Consider the following 19261-nt stretch of genomic DNA (forward strand, 5'->3'; position numbering starts at 1 on the left):
CGAGTGGCCGAAGCGCATGCGACGAAGTCGCGAGTCTCGGCCACTCGGACGCGAGCCTTGGGGGCCGCGAACACGCAGCGCCGCAGGCGCTGCAAAACAAACACAGTAGGCTAGGCCCGTGTCGAGACGAGCCGATGGCAGGGCGGACGATCAACTCCGCGAGGTACGGATCACCCGTGGATTCACCGCGCACCCAGCCGGTTCGGTGCTGGTGGAGTTCGGTCAGACCCGCGTGATGTGCACCGCGAGCGTCACCGACGGCGTGCCGCCGTGGCGGCGTGACTCCGGCCTCGGTTGGCTGACCGCCGAATACGCGATGCTGCCCGCGGCCACCCACACCCGCAGCGGGCGGGAATCGGTCAAGGGCAAGGTCGGCGGCCGCACCCAGGAGATCAGCAGGCTGATCGGCCGGTCGCTGCGTGCCTGCATCGACCTCGCGGCCATCGGCGAGAACACCATCGCCCTCGACTGTGATGTGCTGCAGGCCGACGGCGGCACCAGGACCGCCGCTATCACCGGCGCGTACGTGGCGCTCTCGGATGCGGTCACCTATCTGGCCGCCGCGGGCAGGCTCAACGATCCGCAGCCGATCTCGTGTGCGATCGCCGCGGTGAGCGTCGGCGTCGTGGACGGCCGGGTACGCCTTGACCTGCCCTACGAAGAGGATTCGCGTGCCGAGGTCGACATGAACGTGGTCGCCACCGACACCGGAACCCTGGTGGAAATTCAAGGCACCGGCGAGGGTGCGACGTTCCCGCGTTCCACGCTGGACAAGATGCTCGACTCGGCGCTCGCCGGCTGCGAGCAGCTGTTCGCCGTGCAGAAAGAGGCGCTGGCGCTGCCCTACCCTGGTGTGCTGCCCGAGCCGGCCGAGTCGAAGAAGAAGTAATGACGCGGCGCGTTCTGGTTGCCAGCCGTAATGCGAAGAAGCTGAACGAGCTGCGGCGCATCCTCGATGACGCCGGTGTCGCGGGCATCGAGATCGTCGGGCTCGACGATGTGCCCGTCTACGACGAGGCGCCCGAGACCGGCGCGACGTTCGAGGAGAACGCGCTCGCGAAGGCGCGCGATGGTGCCGCGGCCACGGGATTGGCTTGTGTGGCGGATGATTCCGGTATCGCGGTCGATGCGTTGAACGGGATGCCCGGCGTGCTGTCGGCGCGCTGGTCCGGCGGCCACGGCGAGGACGCGGCCAACAATGCGCTACTGCTTGCTCAACTCGGCGATGTGCCCGACGAGCGGCGCGGCGCGCAGTTCGTCTCCGCGTGCGCGTTGGTGGTTCCCGGCGGGAGCGAGACCGTGGTTCGGGGTGAATGGCCGGGCTCGATCGGGCGCAAACCTGTCGGTGACGGCGGTTTCGGCTACGACCCGCTGTTCGTTCCCGAGGGTGGGCTCGGCACTGCCGCGCAGCTCACGCCCGAGCAGAAGAACGCGGTCTCGCATCGTGGGCGCGCATTGGCCCAGTTGGTTCCCGTGCTCGCCGCGCTCGCGGACTGATTCGCCCGCGGGTCAGAGGTTGAATTCCGCCTTGACCTTCTTGGCGTTGACATGTTCGACGAAGAAGGACAGCAGCGGGACGGTGCCCGCGATCAGGGTGCCGACGGTGCGCAGTAGCGGCCAGCGGACCTTGACCGCGAGGTCGGCGGTGACCAGCAGGTAGGCGAAGTACACCCAGCCGTGCACGACGGCGATCCAACTCGGGGTGTGCACGTCGAAGCCGTATTTGGCGATGATTTCGCCGGTCAGCAGCAGCAGCCAGAGACCGGTGACCCACGCGAGCACCCGGTAGCGCAGCAGCGCGCTCGCGATCTTGCCGGTGTTCGCCGGGACGACGGCGGCGGACGGCGCGCTCTCGGTCAGGGTGGGTTCGGTCGAGTTCTCGCTGGTGGTCAACCGGCGCTCCTCTCGGTATCGCGGGCACGCAGGCCCGCCTCGCGGACGTGCTGGTCGATGTCATTGGCGTGCAGCTCGGCGAGATACCTGTTGTATTCGGCGAGCATCGGGTCTTCGTCGCGGACGGCCTTCGGCCGTTCCGGCAGCAACCCTTCCGGAATCTCCCGTGGCGCAACGGGTTTCGGGGCCCGCCTCGGCGTGGCCTGCGCCTGCTCCGCATGGTCGCCGGTCCCGGCCTCGCGTTCCAGGCGCACGAAACGGAAATACGCGAACACCGCGAATCCGGCGAACAGCGGCCACTGCAGCGCGTAACCGAGGTTCTGGCCGGTGCCGCTCGCGGACTCGAACCGCTGCCACTGCCACCTGCCAAGAGCCAGGCAGCCGAGGGCAGCAACGATCACCAGCGCAATGAGGGCCGGGCGATTGTGTGCCGAGCGGCGAGGTGGAGCGGACACGGCTACCACGGTACCCGTCTACTACACGACACGTAGGACCAGGTCCACTCGTGGACGTCACACCAAGGTGTGAGAAACGGCCACCCTCGGAGGGCGGAGGTCAGCACTGGGGTTCCTGTCGAAATGAGGCTCCGGCGACGAGATTTATAGGCATACCGAAGACGCCACGGACCAAGATTTTCCCCGAGGGAGACGAACATGACCACGCTGATCGAATCGCCTGCTGAAACAGTTGTCCAGCTGCGGCCGAGCGCTGTGTCGGCGCTTGCCGTGAACGATCCGACCGCCGTCGCCGTGTCCGCCGCCGACTGCGAGCTCACCTATCGTGAGCTCGACCTTTGGTCGAACCGTCTGGCGCGGTTGCTGCTGGCCCGCGGCGCGGGCCCCGGTGTCCGCATCGCGGTGGCCGTCACCCCCGCGGTCGAAGCCACCGTCACGGAGTGGGCCGTCGCCAAGACCGGCGCTGTCGCCGTCGCGGCCGCTGCCGGGACGCCGACCCATGGCGCCGTCTTCGGTGTGACCACCAAGGCGCTGCGCGGCGAGCTCGCCGATTCGCTCGGTTGGCTCATGCTCGACGATCGCTCGACGCTGGTGCATTACATGACCGGTTCCGACGCGCCGATCACCGACGCGGAACGCGGCACCGCACTCAAGATCGCCTGATCCGGCCTGTCCTCTCCGGGCCGGATCCCCGGCCCGCATCCGGCACCTAGGGGAATGCCGCGTTTCCCACCGAGATCACCAACATTCCGAAGACGCCACCTGTCGACACCATCGAGGGGAAAATAGCCATGTGCACGCCGGGCGAACCATCCGCAGCAGTCATGTCGACGCGGCCGGTTCCGGTCGGCTGAGGAGTGGCAACCGACGAGGGTCCGGTACGGCTCGACCAGCGGACCGAGGTCCAAGATCAGCACGCAGGAATCCCCATGCAGCAGCAATCCCGCTCGCCCATCGCGGCGAGCAACGGCTTGCCCGCGGGTGCGTTCGCGCTGTCCGCGGCCCAACGCGGAATCTGGTTCGCCCAGCACTTTGCTGGTGACAACCCGATTTCCATCGCTCAGTACGTCGAATTCGTCGGATCGGTCGACGTCGACATACTGGCCATCTCGGCGCGTCAGGCCGGGCGCGAGTTCGGCACCGGCTATCTGCGCCTGATCGAGGTCGATGACGCCCCGTTCCAGGTCATCGACACCACCCTGGACGACCGCATCAGCACCATCGACCTGCGCGCCGAACCCGATCCGGCGGCGGCGGCGCAGGCCTGGATGCGCGCGGAGTACACCGCGCCGCTCGAGCTGCTGCGCGACCGGTTGTGCGACGTCAAGATGCTGCGCCTCGCCGACGACCACTGGTACTGGTATTCGCGAATCCACCACATCGTGCTCGACGGGGTCGGTGCGATCACCATGCTGCAGCGCACGATGGAGCTCTACAACGCGGCCATCGAGGGGCAGCAGCCCCCGGAGGGCAAGGCCGAGGACCTGCGCAAGATCGTCGACGCGGACGTGGCCTATCGCGATTCGGAGCGTTTCGAGGCCGACCGGCAGTACTGGCGCGAACACCTGGCCGGGATGGCGGAACCGGTGAACCTCGCGGGCCGTTTCGGCGCGGTCGACGCGCATCCGCGGCTGGTCAGCCGCGCACTGTCGGCCGAAACCGCCGAACTGCTCGATACCGTCGCGAAGGCTGGTTCGTCGAGCATGGCACCGGTGATCGTGGCCGCGTTCGGCGCGTATCTCGCCGCCATGACCGGTGCGCCCGAGGTGGCGCTGAGTCTGCCGGTGTCTGCCCGCACGACGGTGTCGCTGCGGCGCTCCGGCGGCATGGTCGCCAATGTCGTGCCGCTGCGCCTCACCCTGGATCCGACCGCGACGGTGGGCGAGCTGATCCGGGCGACGCAGAGCGAGCTCACCGGTGCGCTGCGGCGACCGCGCTATCGGCAGGAAGACATCGTGCGCGATCTCGGCTGGGCCCTGGACGAGGCGGCCTCGTTCGGTCCAACGGTGAACCTGATGATGATGGACTCCCGGATCCGCCTCGGGTCGGTCACCGGCCGCCTGCATGTGCTCACCTCCGGCATGATCGAAGACCTGTTCGTCAACATGTATCCCGGTGTGGCGGGCGAGAGCACGCACATCGATTTCCAGGCCAACCCGAATCTCTACAGTGACACCGAGCTGGTCGCCCACCACGACCGTTTCGGCGCTTTCCTGTCCCGCTTCCTCGCGGCGGGCGCGGATGCGGCGCTGTCCACGGTGCAGGTTGTGTCCGAGGCCGAGCAGGCCGTGCTGGTCCCCGCGTCCGGACCGAACGGGGTTGTGCCGCAAACACTTCCGGACATTCTGGCCGCGGGCGCTGCTATCGATCCCGGCGCGGTCGCCATTCGGGCGGGCGAGTCCGCGATGACCTACCGCGAGCTCGACGAACACTCGAATAGATGGGCCCGCCTGCTGATCGCGGCGGGTGCGGGCCCGGAGCGCACGGTGGCGATTTCGATTCCGCGCTCGCTGGCTTCCGTGGCCGGGATGTGGGCGGTGGCCAAGACCGGTGCGGCGTTCGTGCCGATCGACCCGAACTATCCCGCGGACCGGATCCAGCACATGGTCGGTGACAGCGGGATCGTCGCCGGTCTCACCGTCGCCGCGGCTCGGGAGTCGCTGCCGGACCGGGTGACCTGGCTGATCATGGACGATGACGCGACCGATCACGGTGCCGCGATGCAGGATTCGTCGCCGATCACCGATACGGAGCGCACCGCGCCCGTGCTGCTCGACCAGACCGCCTACGTCATCTACACCTCGGGATCGACGGGCCTGCCCAAGGGTGTCATGGTGTCGCATCGTGGACTGGCGAATCTGGCTACCGGCTCCGGCTCCAGCTTCGGTGTGACCGCTGATTCCGTGGTGGCGCACGCTGTCTCGCCGAGCTTCGATATTTCGGTGGAGGAACTGCTCGTCGCCTTCGCCGTCGGCGCGACGGTCGCGGTGGTGCCGCCGATGACCTACGCGGGCGAGGATATGGCGCAGGTACTGCGCGCGCACGGCGTCACCCATTTGAATGTGACTCCCGCTGTGGTGGGTTCGCTCGATCCCGCGACCCTGCCCGCGCTGCGCACCGTCATCGTCGGCGGCGACGCCTGCCCGCCGGAACTGGTGGCGAAGTGGGCGGATCGCAGACTGCTGAACGGGTACGGGCCCACCGAAACCACCGTCACCACGACCCTGAGTGCACCGATGGCGCCGGACGCGCCCGTCACGATCGGCAGTCTGGTGCGCGGCGTCTCGGCCGTCGTGCTCGATCCCTGGTTGCGGCCGGTGGCCACCGGCACGATCGGGGAGCTGTATCTGGCAGGCGACGGTGTCGCTCGCGGCTACCACCAGCGCAACGGGCTGACCGCGAGCCGATTCGTCGCCAACCCGTACGCGCCGGGCGCTCGCATGTACCGCACCGGTGATCTGGTGCGCTGGCATCGGCGTGCGGAGCGGCTCGAGCTGGATTACTTGGGGCGCAGCGACTTTCAGGTAAAGGTGCGTGGTTTCCGCATCGAACTCGGTGAGGTGGACGCCGCTCTCCAGCGCCACCCCGACATCGACTTCACCCTCACCATCGGCGCGACGACGCCGTCCGGAGCCACCGCGCTGGTGTCGTATGTGCTGGTGCGGCCGGGCACGCAGGCGCATCCCGAGGAATTGAAGGCCTTTGTCGCCGCCACACTTCCGGCCCACATGGTGCCCGCTGTCGTGATGGTGCTCGACAGCCTGCCGCTCACCCCGGTCGGCAAGGTGGATCGACGAGCGTTGCCCGCACCGGATTTCACCGCTCGCACCGCAGTGCGGCGCGCGCCGAGCACACCGAACGAAGAAGTGCTCGCACCGTTGTTCGCCGAGGTGCTCGGGTTGGGCGAGGTGGGTGTCGACGAGAACTTCTTCGCGCTCGGCGGCGACAGCATCGTGTCCATTCAGTTGGTGTCACGGGCACGGGCGGCAGGTCTGTCCTTCAGTGCGCGAGACGTGTTCGAGCGCAAGACCGTTGCCGGGCTGGCCGCCATCGCTGCCGACGCGGCCGCACCTCAGCTGCGCGAACTGCCCGGTGGCGGTGTCGGCCCGGTCGAGCTCACGCCGATCGTGCACGCCATGCTCGAGCACGGCGAGCCGTGGCAGCGGTTCAGCCAGGCCGTACTGGTCGGCCTGCCCCGCGGCGTCGAGCGAGAACAGCTGACCAAGGCACTGGCGACGCTCATCGATCGCCACGACGTGCTGCGCAGCACGCTGCGACAATCGGCGGCGGGCTGGGAATGGGTTGTCGGCGAGGGCGGCTCGGTCGATGCCGACAACCTCATCGACGTGGTCGCCGCCGGTCCGGATCCGGCCGGGACGTACGAGCGCGAGTTGCAGCGTGCGGCCGATCTGCTCGATCCCGCCGCGGGCGTTGTGGTGCGCGTGGTGCTGATCGAGTCGCCGGACGCCGATCCGCGGCTGTGGCTGGTGCTGCACCATCTTGTGGTCGACGGGGTGTCGTGGCGAATTCTGTTGCCGGACTTGGTCACCGCCTTGATCGGCGGAACGCTGGAGCCGGTCGGCACGTCGATGCGGCGCTGGGCGCACGGCCAGGTCGAGGCGGCGGCCGGCCGCGCCGGTGAACTCCCGGTGTGGCAGCGGATTCTGGCCACTCCCGATCAGGAACTCGGTGCGCGCGAGATGGATCCGGCGCTGGACGTGGTCGCGACCATGGCGGACGTCCGCACGACGGTGCCCGCCGAGGTGGCGAGTGCCGTGCTCGAACTGGTGCCGGACCGATTCCACTGCGGCGCCGACGACGCGCTGCTCACGGCGCTCGCCATGGCCGTATGCCGCTGGCGTCCACGCACGGCTGTGCTGCTCACGCTGGAGGGCCACGGGCGCGAGGAGGCGGTGCTGCCGCACGCCGCCGTCGACCGCACCGTCGGCTGGTTCACCAGTGTCTATCCAGTCGCGATCGACCTGACCGGCATCGACCTCGACGACGCCTTCGCGGGCGGCCCCGCCGCGGGAGCCGCCATCAAGGCCGCGAAGGAACAGTTGCGCGCCATCCCGGACAAGGGCGTCGGCTACGGCATGCTGCGCTACCTGAACCCGGAAACCGCTGCGGCCCTGACCGATACCGGGACCCCGCAGATCAGCTTCAACTATCTCGGGCGCGCGGCAACCGGCGGCGCGGGCGCAACCTGGCAGCCGGAGCGATTCGCCGCGACCAACGACGACCGCGCGCCCTTGGCGGCCGTCGTCGACATCAACGCCATCATGAGCGACACCGAGCTCGAGGTGACCTGGGGCTACGCGTCGCGGATTCTCGACGAGGCACAGGTGCGCGAGCTCGCCGAGCTGTGGGCGCAGGCCCTGCGCGCCCTGGCCGCGCATGCGCGGACCGCAGGTGCGGGCGGCCACACACCGTCGGATTTCGACCTCGTCGGTGTCACCGCAGGCCAGCTGGACAGCTGGGAGCAGCGCTACCCGAATCTGACCGACGTGTGGCCGCTCTCGCCACTGCAGTACGGCCTGCTCTTCCACGCCTGGTACGACTCCGACACCGCCGACGGATACACCGTGCAGACCAGGCTCACCCTTGCCGGTCGCGTCGACGCGGCCCGTTTGCGTTCGGCCGCACAGGCATTGGTCGAACGGCACGAGAATCTGCGGGTCGCCTACGTGGAGACCGACGACGGTCCACGTCAGCTCGTGCTCGCGACCGCCGAGATACGGTGGTACGACCTGGATCTGAGCGCGATCACCGACAGCGCCGAACGAGACCGCGAACTGGAACGCCGCATCGAGGTCGACGCCAGCACCCGCTTCGACCTCACTCGTCCGCCACTGCTGCGTTTCACCCTCATCAGGACCGCGGCCGAGGACTACACGCTGGTGATGACGAATCACCACCTGGTGCTCGACGGGTGGTCGACCCCGCTGCTGGTACGCGAGCTGCTGGCGATCTACATCACCGCGGGCGCTGCGGGGCAGCTCCCCACACTGCCGCCCGCTCCTTCCTACCGGGAGTTCCTGTCCTGGCTCGACAGACAGGACAACGCGGCCTCGATCGCGGCGTGGAAGCAGTCGCTGGCCGGGATCGACGCCCCGACGCGCGCGGTGCCGACACTGACGGGGATCGAATCCACGGAACCAGGCATGGTGTCGGTGGATCTGTCCGCCGATGCCGTTGCACGGCTGGAGAAGTCCGCGCGCGAGGCGGGCGCCACGGTCAACACCTCGGTGCAGGTCGCGTGGGCGCTGCTGCTCGCGATGGTGACCGGCCGGACCGATGTGGTGTTCGGCGGCACGGTCTCCGGCAGGCCGCCGCAGCTGGCGGGCGTCGAGGACATGGTCGGACTGTTCATCAACACGCTGCCGGTGCGGGTGCGCCTCGAGCCGGGCGAGCGGGTCGTCGATCTGCTGGCTCGCGTCCAGTCCGAGCAGGCGCGGCTGCTGGATCATCAGCATGTCGGGCTCGCCGCGATCCACCAGGCCGTCGGGCTTGCCGAACTGTTCGACACGCTCACCGTTTTCGAGTCCTACCCGATCGATCGGGAAGTGCTGTCGCAGTCGCTGGATATCGCGGGCATGCGGGTGCTCGATGTGACGGGGACCGACGCGACGCCGTATCCGTTGAATCTCATGGTCATTCCGCTGCCCGGCGGCCCTGCGGGCGACAGCATGCGGATCACCGTGAAGTTCATGGCCGACCAGCTGGAAGCGGCCGCGGCGCGCCGGTTGCTCGACCGCTTCGTGCTGCTGCTGACGCAGATCGCGGAGAAACCACAGCAGGCGGTGGCGCTGGTGCAGCATTGCGATCGCGACGAACGCGCCGCCTTGCTGCCGGTGTACGGGGCCGCCCCGATGCCGCTGCGCACGCTGCCCGACGTCCTGACCTCCGGTGTGGCCATCGCCCCTGATGCCACTGCGGTCAGTGCCGGCGGCGTGTCCATGACCTACCGCGAACTCGACACCTGGTCGAATCGTTTCGCCAGGGTGCTGCTGCGTCGGGGTGTCGGCCCCGAGGTGTTCGTCGTGCTCGCGCTCACCCGCTCGGTGGAGTCGGTGGTCGCGGTGTGGGCGCTGGCCAAAACCGGCGCGGCCTTCGCGCCACTGGACCCGAGCTATCCGCCGGAGCGAATCGAGCACATCCTCACCGACTCCAAAGCACCGATCGGCGTGACGGTCTGCGCGACCGGTGAGACGCTGCCCGGCACCATCGACTGGCTGCTGCTGGACGACCTCAACACCATCCGCAAGGTGATGACGGTTTCCGACGCGCCCATCACCGACGAGGATCGCGGCCACGCCATCGACATCGAGCAGACCGCCTACCTGATCTACACCTCGGGTTCCACCGGCAAGCCGAAGGCCGTGCTGCTGAGCCATCGCGGTCTGGCGAACCTGGTGACGACCCAGCGCGGTTCACTCGATCTCGATCCGACCGCACGCGTATTGCAGGTCGCCTCACCGAGTTTCGACGCGTCGGTGTTCGAGCTGCTGATGGCGCACTCCACCGGCGCGAAGCTGGTGCTGTCACCACCGGATGTGTACGGCGGCAGTGCGCTCGAGCAGTTGATCCGCGACGAGAAGATCACCCATGCGGTCATCACGCCGTCGGTGCTCGCCACCATGGATCCCAGCGACCTCACCGAGCTGCGCATGCTGGCGGTGGCCGGTGAGGCGATCAGTCCGGAGCTGACGGCCCAGTGGGCGCCGGGTCGCCGAATGGTGAACCTGTACGGCCCCACGGAATTCAGTATCTGGGCGACGGGACCGAGCGAGCTGCGGATCGGCGAACCGGTCACCATCGGCGGACCGGTTCAGGGCGCGGCGGTGATGGTGCTCGACCCATGGCTGCGTCCCGTCCCGGTCGGCATCACCGGTGAGCTGTACCTGGCGGGGCCCGCCCTGGCGCGCGGCTACTTCAATCGGTTCTCGATGACCGCGGGACGATTCGTCGCCAACCCGTACGGTGCGCCGGGGGAGCGGATGTATCGCACCGGTGACATGGTGCGGTGGGTGCCGGACAAGCCCGGTGAGCTCGATTACCAGGGCCGCAGCGACTTCCAGGTGAAGATTCGCGGCCTGCGCATCGAACTCGGTGAGATCGACGCGGTGCTCTCCGCCGACGACCGGGTGGAATACGCGGCGACGATCGGCCGCGCCGGACCGGCGGGGGAGACCGTGCTGGTGTCCTATGTGGTCCCCGTCGCCGGGGTGGCGCTGGACACCGAGCAGTTGCGCAACCAGATCGCCACTACGCTGCCCGGATACATGGTTCCCGGCTATCTCATCGCACTGGACGAGGTACCGCTGACCCCCGTGGGCAAGCTGGACCGCAACGCGCTGCCGGTGCCTGATTTCTCGATCTCGCGACGCGCTTATCTCGCGCCGCGCACACCCGTCGAGCAAGCCGTCGCGGAGGTGTTCGCCGACGTGCTCGACACCGAACGGGTCAGCATCGACGAATCGTTCTTCGAGCTCGGCGGCAACTCGCTGAGCGCGACCCGGGTTGTCGCCAGGATCAATTCGGCGCTCGGCGCGCGGACCGCGCTGCGTGACCTCTTCGATGCCCCGACCGTCGCCCAGCTTTCGGCGCGGATCGTGCCCGCCGCCGGTGGCGAGCGCAGCAGGTTCGTGCTCGCGCCGCGGATCCGGCCGGACCGGATTCCGTTGTCACCCGCGCAACAGCGCATGTGGGTGCTCAATCAGTTGGATCCCGGTTCACCCGCCTACAACATCGCGGTGGCGCTGCGGCTCACCGGCGCGCTCGATATCGATGCGTTGCGGGTGGCGGTGGCCGATGTCGTCGACCGGCACGAAAGCCTGCGCACCGTGTATCCCTCCGACGCGGAGGGGCCGCGGCAGGTGGTCTTGCGCGGTGCGGCAGCGCTGCCCGTGCTCACCGTGGTAGACACCGAAGACGGTGTGCCGCTGCGTAATCGGATCGCCGAGCTGACCGGGACCGGATTCGACATCGGCACCGCGCCGCCGCTGCGGGTCGGATTGCTGCGCGTCGCACCCGAGGTCCACGTCGTGGTCCTCGTGGTCCATCACATCAGCGCCGACGGTTCGTCGATGGCGCCGCTGGCCGGCGACCTGATGACCGCCTATGCCGCGGGTACGGCGGGGCCGCCGCCGGCCGTGCAGTATGCCGATTACGCGCTGTGGCACCGCGAGCTGCTCGGTGACGAGCGCGATCCCGAGTCGATGGCCGCGCGCCAGGTCGGTTACTGGACCAGCGCGCTGACCGGCGCACCCGACCTGCTCGAACTCCCCGCCGATCGACCGCGGCCCGCCGTGCAGACAATGCACAGCGCCGATGTGGATTTCGAGATCGACGCGGCGCTGCACCGGGCCATGGGCGAGCTCGCGGCCACGGCCGACGTCAGTCTGTTCATGGTTGTGCACGCCGCGCTCGCGGTGCTGCTGGCCCGTCTCGGCGGCACCGACGACGTGGTGATCGGCACGGCGATCGCCGGGCGCGGCGAGGCGGCCCTCGACGGGCTGGTCGGCATGTTCGTCAACACCCTTGCCCTGCGCACACCGGTCGACCCGAACGCGGGCTTCCGCGAGTTCCTCGCGACAGTGCGGTCGACCGACCTCGACGCGTTCGGCAATGCCGATGTGCCGTTCGAACGGCTCGTCCAGGTGCTGAATCCGACACGGTCGACGGCGCACCACCCGATCTTCCAGGTATCGCTGTCGCTACAGAACTTCGTCGAGCCGACCCTCGAATTGCCCGGTCTGCGCATCGAGGTCGAGGATCTCGACCGGGACGCCGCGCAGTTCGACCTGACTCTCGATCTGCGAGAACACCTCTCGGGGACCGAACCGGCCGGGCTGAGCGGCGTGCTGTCCTATGCGACGGACCTGTTCGACGCGGCCACCGCGGCGACCCTGGTGACCCGGTGGCGGCGCGTGCTGAGCGCGGTGGTCGCCGACAGCGACCTGGCGATCTCCGATATCGATGTGCTCGAGGAATCCGAGCGCGAGACACTGGTTCCCGTGCGTGGGCCTGCCAGCGCCGCAACCATGACGCTCGCGCAGGTCTTCGCTGCGTCGGCGTCGACGTATCCGGAGCGACCCGCGCTTGTCGTCGACGGGCGCACCACTACCTATCGCGCGCTGGACGCCCGCGCCAACCAGCTCGCCCGAGTCCTGATCAGCGCGGGCGCCGGGCCGGAGACCGTGGTCGCGCTCGGTCTCACCCGTGGGGCCGAACTGCTCACCGGCATGTGGGCGGCGGCGAAGGCCGGTGCGGCGTTCCTGCCGGTCGATCCGAAGTACCCGGCCGACCGGATCGAGCACATGCTCGCCGATTCCGCCGCGGTGCTCGGACTCACCGTGGCCGCGCATCGGGCCCAATTACCGGATGGCGCGCAGTGGCTGGTGCTCGACGATGCCGAGTTCGCCGCGCGCATCCAGCCGATGGGCGAGGATGCCGTGCGGCCCGACGAGCTGCGCAGTCCGGTTTATCCGGACCAAGCCGCCTGGATGATCTACACATCGGGGTCGACCGGAACACCGAAGGGCGTCTCGGTGTCGCATCGCGGCATCGCCGATCTGATTACGGGGCAACTGGAACAGCTCGCGCTGGCGGAGAATTCGCGAGTACTGCAGGTGGCGTCACCGAGTTTCGACGCCTCGGTGTTCGAGGCGTTGATGGCGTTCGGCTCGGGCAGTGCGTCGGTGGTCGCGCCGCCGGATGTGTTCGGCGGCATACCGCTTGCCGAGCTGATCGCTGCCGAGCAAGTGACGCATATGGTGATCACCCCCTCGGCGCTGGCGACGATGGACCCCGCGACGGTGCCGAGCGTGCGGGTGCTCGCGGTGGTCGGTGAGGCGGTCGGCGCGGAACTGGTCGAGCGGTGGGCGCAAGGACGCAGCATGGTGAATCTCTACGGACCCACCGAATCCACCATCTGGGCAACGAGTTCCACCGCAATGGCCGTGGGTGCTCCGGTGACCATCGGCCGCCCGATTCGTGGCTCGGCGGTCCTGGTGCTCGACGATCGGCTGCGTCCGGTCCCGTTCGGGGTCGCGGGCGAGCTGTATATCGCGGGACCCGCGCTGGCGAGGGGCTACCACGGCAGGCCGGAGCTGAACGCGACCCGGTTCGTCGCCGATCCGTTCGGCGCGCCGGGCGAGCGGATGTACCGCACCGGTGACCTCGTCCGGTGGACGCGCGACCGGCAACTGGAGTACATCGGGCGGACCGATTTCCAGGTCAAGGTGCGTGGGCAGCGTATCGAGCTCGGCGAGATCGATGCGGTGCTCGGGCGCGCCGACGGCGTGGAATTCGCGATGACCCTCGGAGTGCGCGGGCCCGCGGGCTCGACGGCATTGGCGGCCTACGTGGTTCCGGCGGCCGACCACACGCTCGATCTCGCGCAACTGCGCGCCTTTGCCGCGGAAACCTTGCCCGCGTACATGGTTCCCGCTGCGTTCGTCGTCCTCGACGAGATCCCGATCAACGCGGTCGGCAAGCTCGATCGCCGCGCATTGCCCGATCCGGTGTTCGACGATGTCGAGACCGAATATCGGGCGCCGCAAACACCTTCCGAGGAGCGGCTCGCCGAGATCTACGCGGAGCTGCTCGGCCGCGAAAAGGTGGGCGTGCACGATTCGTTCTTCGCACTCGGCGGCGACAGCATTCTCGCGATCCAACTGGTGTCGCGGGCGCGGATGCACGGCCTGGTGCTCACACCCTTGCAGATATTCGAACACCGCACTGTCGAAGCGCTCGCGGCGCTCGCCGACGCCGCAGGCGAGGTGGTGACCCTGGAGGAGCTGCCCGGCGGCGGCGTGGGTGAGCTGCCACTGACGCCGATCGTGCGCTACATGATCGAGCGGGGCGGGAACTTCGACCGGTTCGCCCAGACCGCGGTCCTGGAGCTGCCGATCGGCATCGAGCGCGCGCAGCTCGTCGCGACGTTCGCGGCCGTGATCGACCGGCACGACATGCTGCGCGCCAGGCTGTATCAGGACACCGCGGCCGAATGGCAGGTGCGGGTCGGCGCGCCCGGCTCGATCGATGTGGACGCGCTCGTGCACCGCATCGAGTTCGACGCCGATGCCGACACCGTGGATGTCCGTGAATACGCCATCGCGGAAGTGGATTCCGCGCTGAACCGAGTGGACCCGGCCAACGGTGTCGTCCTGCAGTTGATCTGGCTCGATCCCGTCGGCGACGCGGGTGCTCGGCGCAGGCCGGGCCGGCTGATCGTCGTCGCGCACCACCTCGTCGTGGATGGTGTGTCATGGCGAATCCTGGTGCCGGACTTGATCGCCGCGTGGGCCCAGGTCTCCACCGGCGGCACGCCGATCCTCGCCGAAACCGGAACCTCCATGCGTCGCTGGTCGCACGCGCTGACCGAGGAGGCACACCGGGAGCCCCGCATGGCCGAGCTCAGCTACTGGCGCGACATCGTCGACGGGCCCGACCCGCTGATCGGCTCCCGCGAGCTCGACCCGGCCATCGATCAGGCGCACACCATGCGGATGGTCGAGTTCGATGTGTCCGCGGAGGTGACCACCGGACTGCTGACGACACTGCCCGCACTCTTCCAAGGGGGCGCCGACGACGCTCTGCTCGCCACGTTGGCCCTGGCGCTGATGCGCTGGCGGGCGCGCGCGGAACACGAGGGTGGCGACGGAATTTCGCCGGCGGACTCGTCCGGTGCGAGCAGCTCTGCGCTCATCCGGCTCGAAGGACACGGTCGTCAAGAGGAGGTGATTCCCGGTGCCGATCTCTCGCGGACTGTCGGATGGTTCACCAGCATCTATCCGGTGCGATTGGATTTCGCCGAGATCGACCTCGACGCCGCGTTGTCCGGCGGCGCTGCGATGGGCTCGGCGGTCCGCGCGGTGAAGCACCAGTTGCGTGCCGTGCCGGACAAGGGCATCGGATTCGGACTGCTGCGTTACCTGAACTCCGCTGCGGCGGAACAACTGCCGAAACGGCTGCCGGGGCGAGTCGGCTTCAACTATCTCGGCCGCTACGCGACGGCGAGTATTCCGGCCGGGCTGGAAGGGCTCGGCTGGCTGCCGACCGACGAGTTCGGCGACCTGCACGCCGCCGAGCATCCGGACGTGCCGTTGATGTCCGAGATCGACGTCAACGCCGTCGTTCTCGGCGATCGACTGCACGTGAGCATCGGCTACCCCGAAACCCTGCTCGAGCGTGGTGATGTCGAAGAGCTGGCACGGATATGGGCCGAGGCCCTCAGCGCCGCAGCGGAGTTCGCGCGGACACCGCAGGCGCAGCAGGCGGCCGCGGAGGAGGCTGCCCTTGCCGCGCAACCGGTTGCCGAGGCCGGGCCGGGCGGACTCGGACTGGACGTGCTGTTGCCGATCCGGCTCGGCGGCGACGAACCGGCATTGTTCTGCATCCACCCGTCGTCCGGAATGGCCTGGACCTACCTCGGGCTGGCGGACGCACTGGCGCCGGGCCGCCCGATCTACGGTCTGCAGGCTCCGGATCTCAGTGGCGCACCGTCGGTTCGGTCCATCGAGGAGTTCGCCGACCGGTACGTCGCCGAGATCCGCCGGGTGCAACCCGACGGCCCCTACCACCTGCTCGGCTGGTCCTTCGGCGGGCTCATCGCGCAGGCGATCGCCACGAAGCTGGAGCAGTCAGGCGCGTCGGTCGGCGTGCTGGCGCTGCTGGATGCCGACACCGCCGACATCGACGGTGACAGCATCGAGCGGCTCACCGCGGGCGCCTTCGTCAATGCCTTCGGCGCGGTGTTCGGTATCCACGACGTCCCCGCTGAGGCGACCGCACAGGAGGCGGCGGATCTCATCCGCGATCGGATGGGTGGCGTCTCGATCATCGGCGCGGACACCCTCGAACGAATGGCGGGCTCCTACAACGCGTCGGCGCGCACCAGGACCGGTTATCAGCGCCCGATCTACCACGGCGACATGCTGTATGTCCACGCCACCGTGGATACTTCGGACATTTTCGGTCCGGATGGCTGGCGACCGTACGTCACCGGCGAGATCACCACCGTCGACGTCGACGTGACCCATGACGAACTGACCGCACCACACGCGCTGGCAACCATCGCCCGCGCACTCGACGAGCAGCTGGGAGGCAGGCGATGAGTTCCGACACTGGAGTCCTCGTCGAGGGCATCGAGAAATCCTTCGGCGATGTGCAGGCATTGCGCGGTATCGATTTCACGGCAGACCAGGGGGAGGTGCTCGGCATCCTCGGACCCAACGGCGCGGGCAAGACCACCATGGTCAACATCCTGTCGACACTGATCGCACCGGACGAGGGCAGAGCCATGGTCGCGGGGCACGACGTCGTCGCCGATCCCGCGGCAGTGCGCAGATCCATCATGCTGACCGGGCAATTCGCCGCACTCGACGACATGCTCAGCGGCTACGAGAACCTCGTGCTGTTCGGCAGGTTGATGGGACTGCGTAAGGGGTCCGCCAAGGCGCGCGCGGATGAGTTGCTCACCGAATTCGATCTGGTGGGCGCCGCGAGTCGCCGGGTCGGCACCTATTCGGGCGGTATGCGCAGGCGCATCGATATTGCCTGCGGTCTGGTGGTCCGACCGGATGTGGTGTTCCTCGACGAGCCGACCACCGGCCTGGATCCACGCAGCAGGCAAGGAGTATGGGATCTGGTGTCCAGCTTCAAGAAGAACGGCATTACCACCCTGCTGACCACCCAGTATCTGGAGGAAGCCGACGCGCTCTGCGATCGGATCATCGTCATCGACCACGGTGTGGTGATCGCGCAGGGCACTGCCGACGAGCTGAAATCGCGGACCGGCGGCAGCTACTGCGAGGTGGTGCCGCTGGATCTCAAGGATCTGCCCGCCATCGCGGCGGCGCTCGGATCACTGCTGCCGCAGGAGATCCGCACCGCACTGACACCCGGCTCGGACCGCATCGCCATCCCGGCGGCCGACGGCGCCAAGACCCTCGCGGAGGCGCTGCGACGGCTGGACGGAGCCGGGATCGAATTGGTCGACATCGCGCTGCGCAGGCCGTCGCTCGACGATGTATTCCTGCAGCTGACCGGTCATCTCGCCTCGGCAGACGGCGAGGTCGGCTCGTGACGACGGGCACCTGGCTGACCTCCGCGCGCGCCACCCCGGCCACTGTGCAGCAGTGGTGGGTGCTCACCTCGCGGTTGATCGTGCCGTCGGTCAAGACCGGCGAAGTGCTGTCGTCGATTCTCGCGCCCGCGGCCTTCACCGCCAGTTTCTACATCCCGTTGAAGACGGTGATGACTTTCTCCGGAAATGGCTTCAGCAGCTACGCGCAGTACATGATGCCGCTGGTCATCCTGCAGGCGGCGGCCTTCACGGCTATCTCGGCCGCATTCCGCGCCGCGTCCGACGCTGTCGCGGGGCTGGACCGCCGGTTCGGCTCGATGCCCATCTGGCCGCTGGTGCCCGTCGTGGCGCGTATGTCCGGCAATATCTTCCGACTGCTGCTCGCGTTGGCCGCCGCGGTGGTGTGCGGGTATGTCATCGGCTTCCGTTTCCGTCTCGACGCTCTTCACACGCTCGGTTTCCTGGCGTTCTCCTTGCTCATCGGCATCGCATTCACGCTCGGCGCGGATGTCATCGGGACGGTGTCGAAGAGCCCCGAGAGCATCACGCAGGCGCTGGTGTTGCCGCCGTTGATCTTCGGCATGCTGTCGACAGGGCTGGCTCCGGCGAGCCAATTTCCGCACTGGGTGCAGTGGTTCGTGCGCAATCAGCCGGTCTCGCAGTTCGCCATCGCACTGCGGGCGCTGGCCGGCGACACCAAAGGCAATGCGGGCGAGGTGACGTGGTCGCTGATGGGCCCACCGCTGCTGTGGGCGTTAGGAATCGTTGTCGTGTGTATTCCGATCACCATCCGGCTGAGCACCAGGAGGGCGTGATGACACTGTTTGCCACGCCCAGCGTGCGCGGCTCCGAGACATCACCGGCGTCGCTGGTGCGGCACACGATGCTGCAGACACAGCGGCTGCTGCTGCGTTCGGTACGCCATCCGGTCGCCCTGCTGGAGACGCTGATCATTCCGTGCCTGTTGCTGTTCATGCTCGACACCGTGATCGGCGGTCAGATCGAGAGGTTCACCGGTGGCGACGCGCTCTACGGCTCGGTGCCGATGGTCGCCATCGTCGGCGCGCTGTCCGGCGCGGTGGCCAGCGGCGTGATGCTCGGGCGCGAACGCGACGCCGGTCTGCTCGCCCGGTTCTGGGTGCTGCCCGTCCACCGCGCCTCAGGCTTGGCGGCCAGGATCCTCGCCGAGGGTTGCCGCATCCTCACCGGAACCGTCATCGTCGTCGTTGTCGGGTACTTGCTCGGGTTCCGCTTCCAACAGGGTGTGCTCGCGGGGCTGGTGTTCCTGCTGGTGCCGGTGTTTTTCGGCCTCGCCTTCGCCACGATGGTCACCGCCATCGCGGTCTACACCGCGAAAGCGACTCTCGTCGAGGGCGTCGCGATCCTGAGCTCGCTGCTGATGTTCTTCAGCACCGGCTTCGTCCCGCTCGCCGCCTATCCGCAGTGGATTCAGCCGGTGGTGCGCAACCAGCCGCTCTCGGTCGCGGTCGACGCGATGCGGGCGCTCGCGCTCGGCGGCCCGCTCGCCAGGCCGCTGACCATGACGATCATCTGGTCGCTCGGCGCGATCATCGTGTTCGCCGTCCCGGCCGCGGTGGGCTATCGGCGCGCCAGCCGCAGATAGATGCGGGCGCCTTCGAAGGGCAGCGACCCGCGATGGCGTGAAAGGTCTGCCGGTAGGCCGTCGGTGACGCTCCGATAGCCGCGGTCAGGTGCTGGCGCATCGAGGCCGCGGTGCCGAAACCCGCTGCCGCGGCGACCCGGTCCACCGGCAGTTCGGTGGTTTTCAGTAGCGGCGGGCGAATTCGACGCGTTGCCG

9 protein-coding genes are annotated in these 19261 nt (G+C 68.4%); 7 read left to right on the forward strand and 2 right to left on the reverse strand.

The annotated features are described in order from the left end of the window. The first annotated feature begins 118 nt into the window (after positions 1–118). Positions 119–889: a ribonuclease PH gene (rph, locus tag ACFU4Z_RS27035; RefSeq protein WP_379067885.1), complete on the forward strand. Its 771-nt coding sequence runs from the start codon at positions 119–121 to the stop codon at positions 887–889. Further along, on the forward strand, positions 889–1497 hold the full coding sequence (gene rdgB, locus ACFU4Z_RS27040; RefSeq protein ID WP_379067888.1) for an RdgB/HAM1 family non-canonical purine NTP pyrophosphatase: 609 nt from the start codon (positions 889–891) through the stop codon (positions 1495–1497). The genes rph and rdgB overlap by 1 nt, the downstream gene beginning before the upstream one ends. A 12-nt stretch (positions 1498–1509) precedes the next feature. On the opposite strand, the gene ACFU4Z_RS27045 is transcribed toward rdgB, so the two are convergent. Continuing rightward, positions 1510–1893, reverse strand: coding sequence for a DUF3817 domain-containing protein (locus ACFU4Z_RS27045; RefSeq protein WP_379067891.1), 384 nt, complete (start codon positions 1891–1893; stop codon positions 1510–1512). Next, on the reverse strand, positions 1890–2348 hold the full coding sequence (locus tag ACFU4Z_RS27050; RefSeq protein ID WP_379067894.1) for a transcriptional regulator: 459 nt from the start codon (positions 2346–2348) through the stop codon (positions 1890–1892). Before ACFU4Z_RS27050 ends, ACFU4Z_RS27045 begins: the two co-directional genes overlap by 4 nt. Positions 2349–2546: 198 nt before the next feature. Between ACFU4Z_RS27050 and ACFU4Z_RS27055 the strand changes: the two genes are divergently transcribed. The 5 genes from ACFU4Z_RS27055 to ACFU4Z_RS27075 all read left to right on the forward strand — a co-directional run bounded on the left by ACFU4Z_RS27055 (position 2547) and on the right by ACFU4Z_RS27075 (position 19066). Continuing rightward, the gene (locus ACFU4Z_RS27055) at positions 2547–3011 is read left to right on the forward strand and encodes an AMP-binding protein (protein ID WP_379067897.1); all 465 of its coding nucleotides are present in this window, start codon (positions 2547–2549) and stop codon (positions 3009–3011) included. 266 nt (positions 3012–3277) lie between these two features. Further along, positions 3278–16471 carry an amino acid adenylation domain-containing protein gene (locus ACFU4Z_RS27060; RefSeq protein ID WP_379067899.1) on the forward strand — a complete coding sequence of 4398 codons (13194 nt, stop codon included), beginning with the start codon at positions 3278–3280 and terminating at the stop codon, positions 16469–16471. After that, complete coding sequence (locus tag ACFU4Z_RS27065) at positions 16468–17442, forward strand: ATP-binding cassette domain-containing protein (protein WP_379067902.1); 975 nt, start codon at positions 16468–16470, stop codon at positions 17440–17442. Before ACFU4Z_RS27060 ends, ACFU4Z_RS27065 begins: the two co-directional genes overlap by 4 nt. After that, the gene (locus tag ACFU4Z_RS27070; protein ID WP_379067904.1) at positions 17439–18257 is read left to right on the forward strand and encodes an ABC transporter permease; all 819 of its coding nucleotides are present in this window, start codon (positions 17439–17441) and stop codon (positions 18255–18257) included. The genes ACFU4Z_RS27065 and ACFU4Z_RS27070 overlap by 4 nt, the downstream gene beginning before the upstream one ends. After that, positions 18257–19066 carry an ABC transporter permease gene (locus ACFU4Z_RS27075; protein ID WP_379067907.1) on the forward strand — a complete coding sequence of 270 codons (810 nt, stop codon included), beginning with the start codon at positions 18257–18259 and terminating at the stop codon, positions 19064–19066. Before ACFU4Z_RS27070 ends, ACFU4Z_RS27075 begins: the two co-directional genes overlap by 1 nt. The last annotated feature ends 195 nt before the right edge of the window (positions 19067–19261 follow it).

Source organism: Nocardia sp. NPDC057440 (assembly GCF_042802915.1).
Classification (GTDB): domain Bacteria; phylum Actinomycetota; class Actinomycetes; order Mycobacteriales; family Mycobacteriaceae; genus Nocardia.

Coding starts and splice junctions, on each gene's coding strand:
- ACFU4Z_RS27055 (WP_379067897.1), top strand. CDS start 2,547: ATGACCACGCTGATCGAATCGCCTGCTGAAACAGTTGTCCAGCTGCGG.
- ACFU4Z_RS27065 (WP_379067902.1), top strand. CDS start 16,468: ATGAGTTCCGACACTGGAGTCCTCGTCGAGGGCATCGAGAAATCCTTC.
- rdgB (WP_379067888.1), top strand. CDS start 889: ATGACGCGGCGCGTTCTGGTTGCCAGCCGTAATGCGAAGAAGCTGAAC.
- ACFU4Z_RS27060 (WP_379067899.1), top strand. CDS start 3,278: ATGCAGCAGCAATCCCGCTCGCCCATCGCGGCGAGCAACGGCTTGCCC.
- ACFU4Z_RS27075 (WP_379067907.1), top strand. CDS start 18,257: ATGACACTGTTTGCCACGCCCAGCGTGCGCGGCTCCGAGACATCACCG.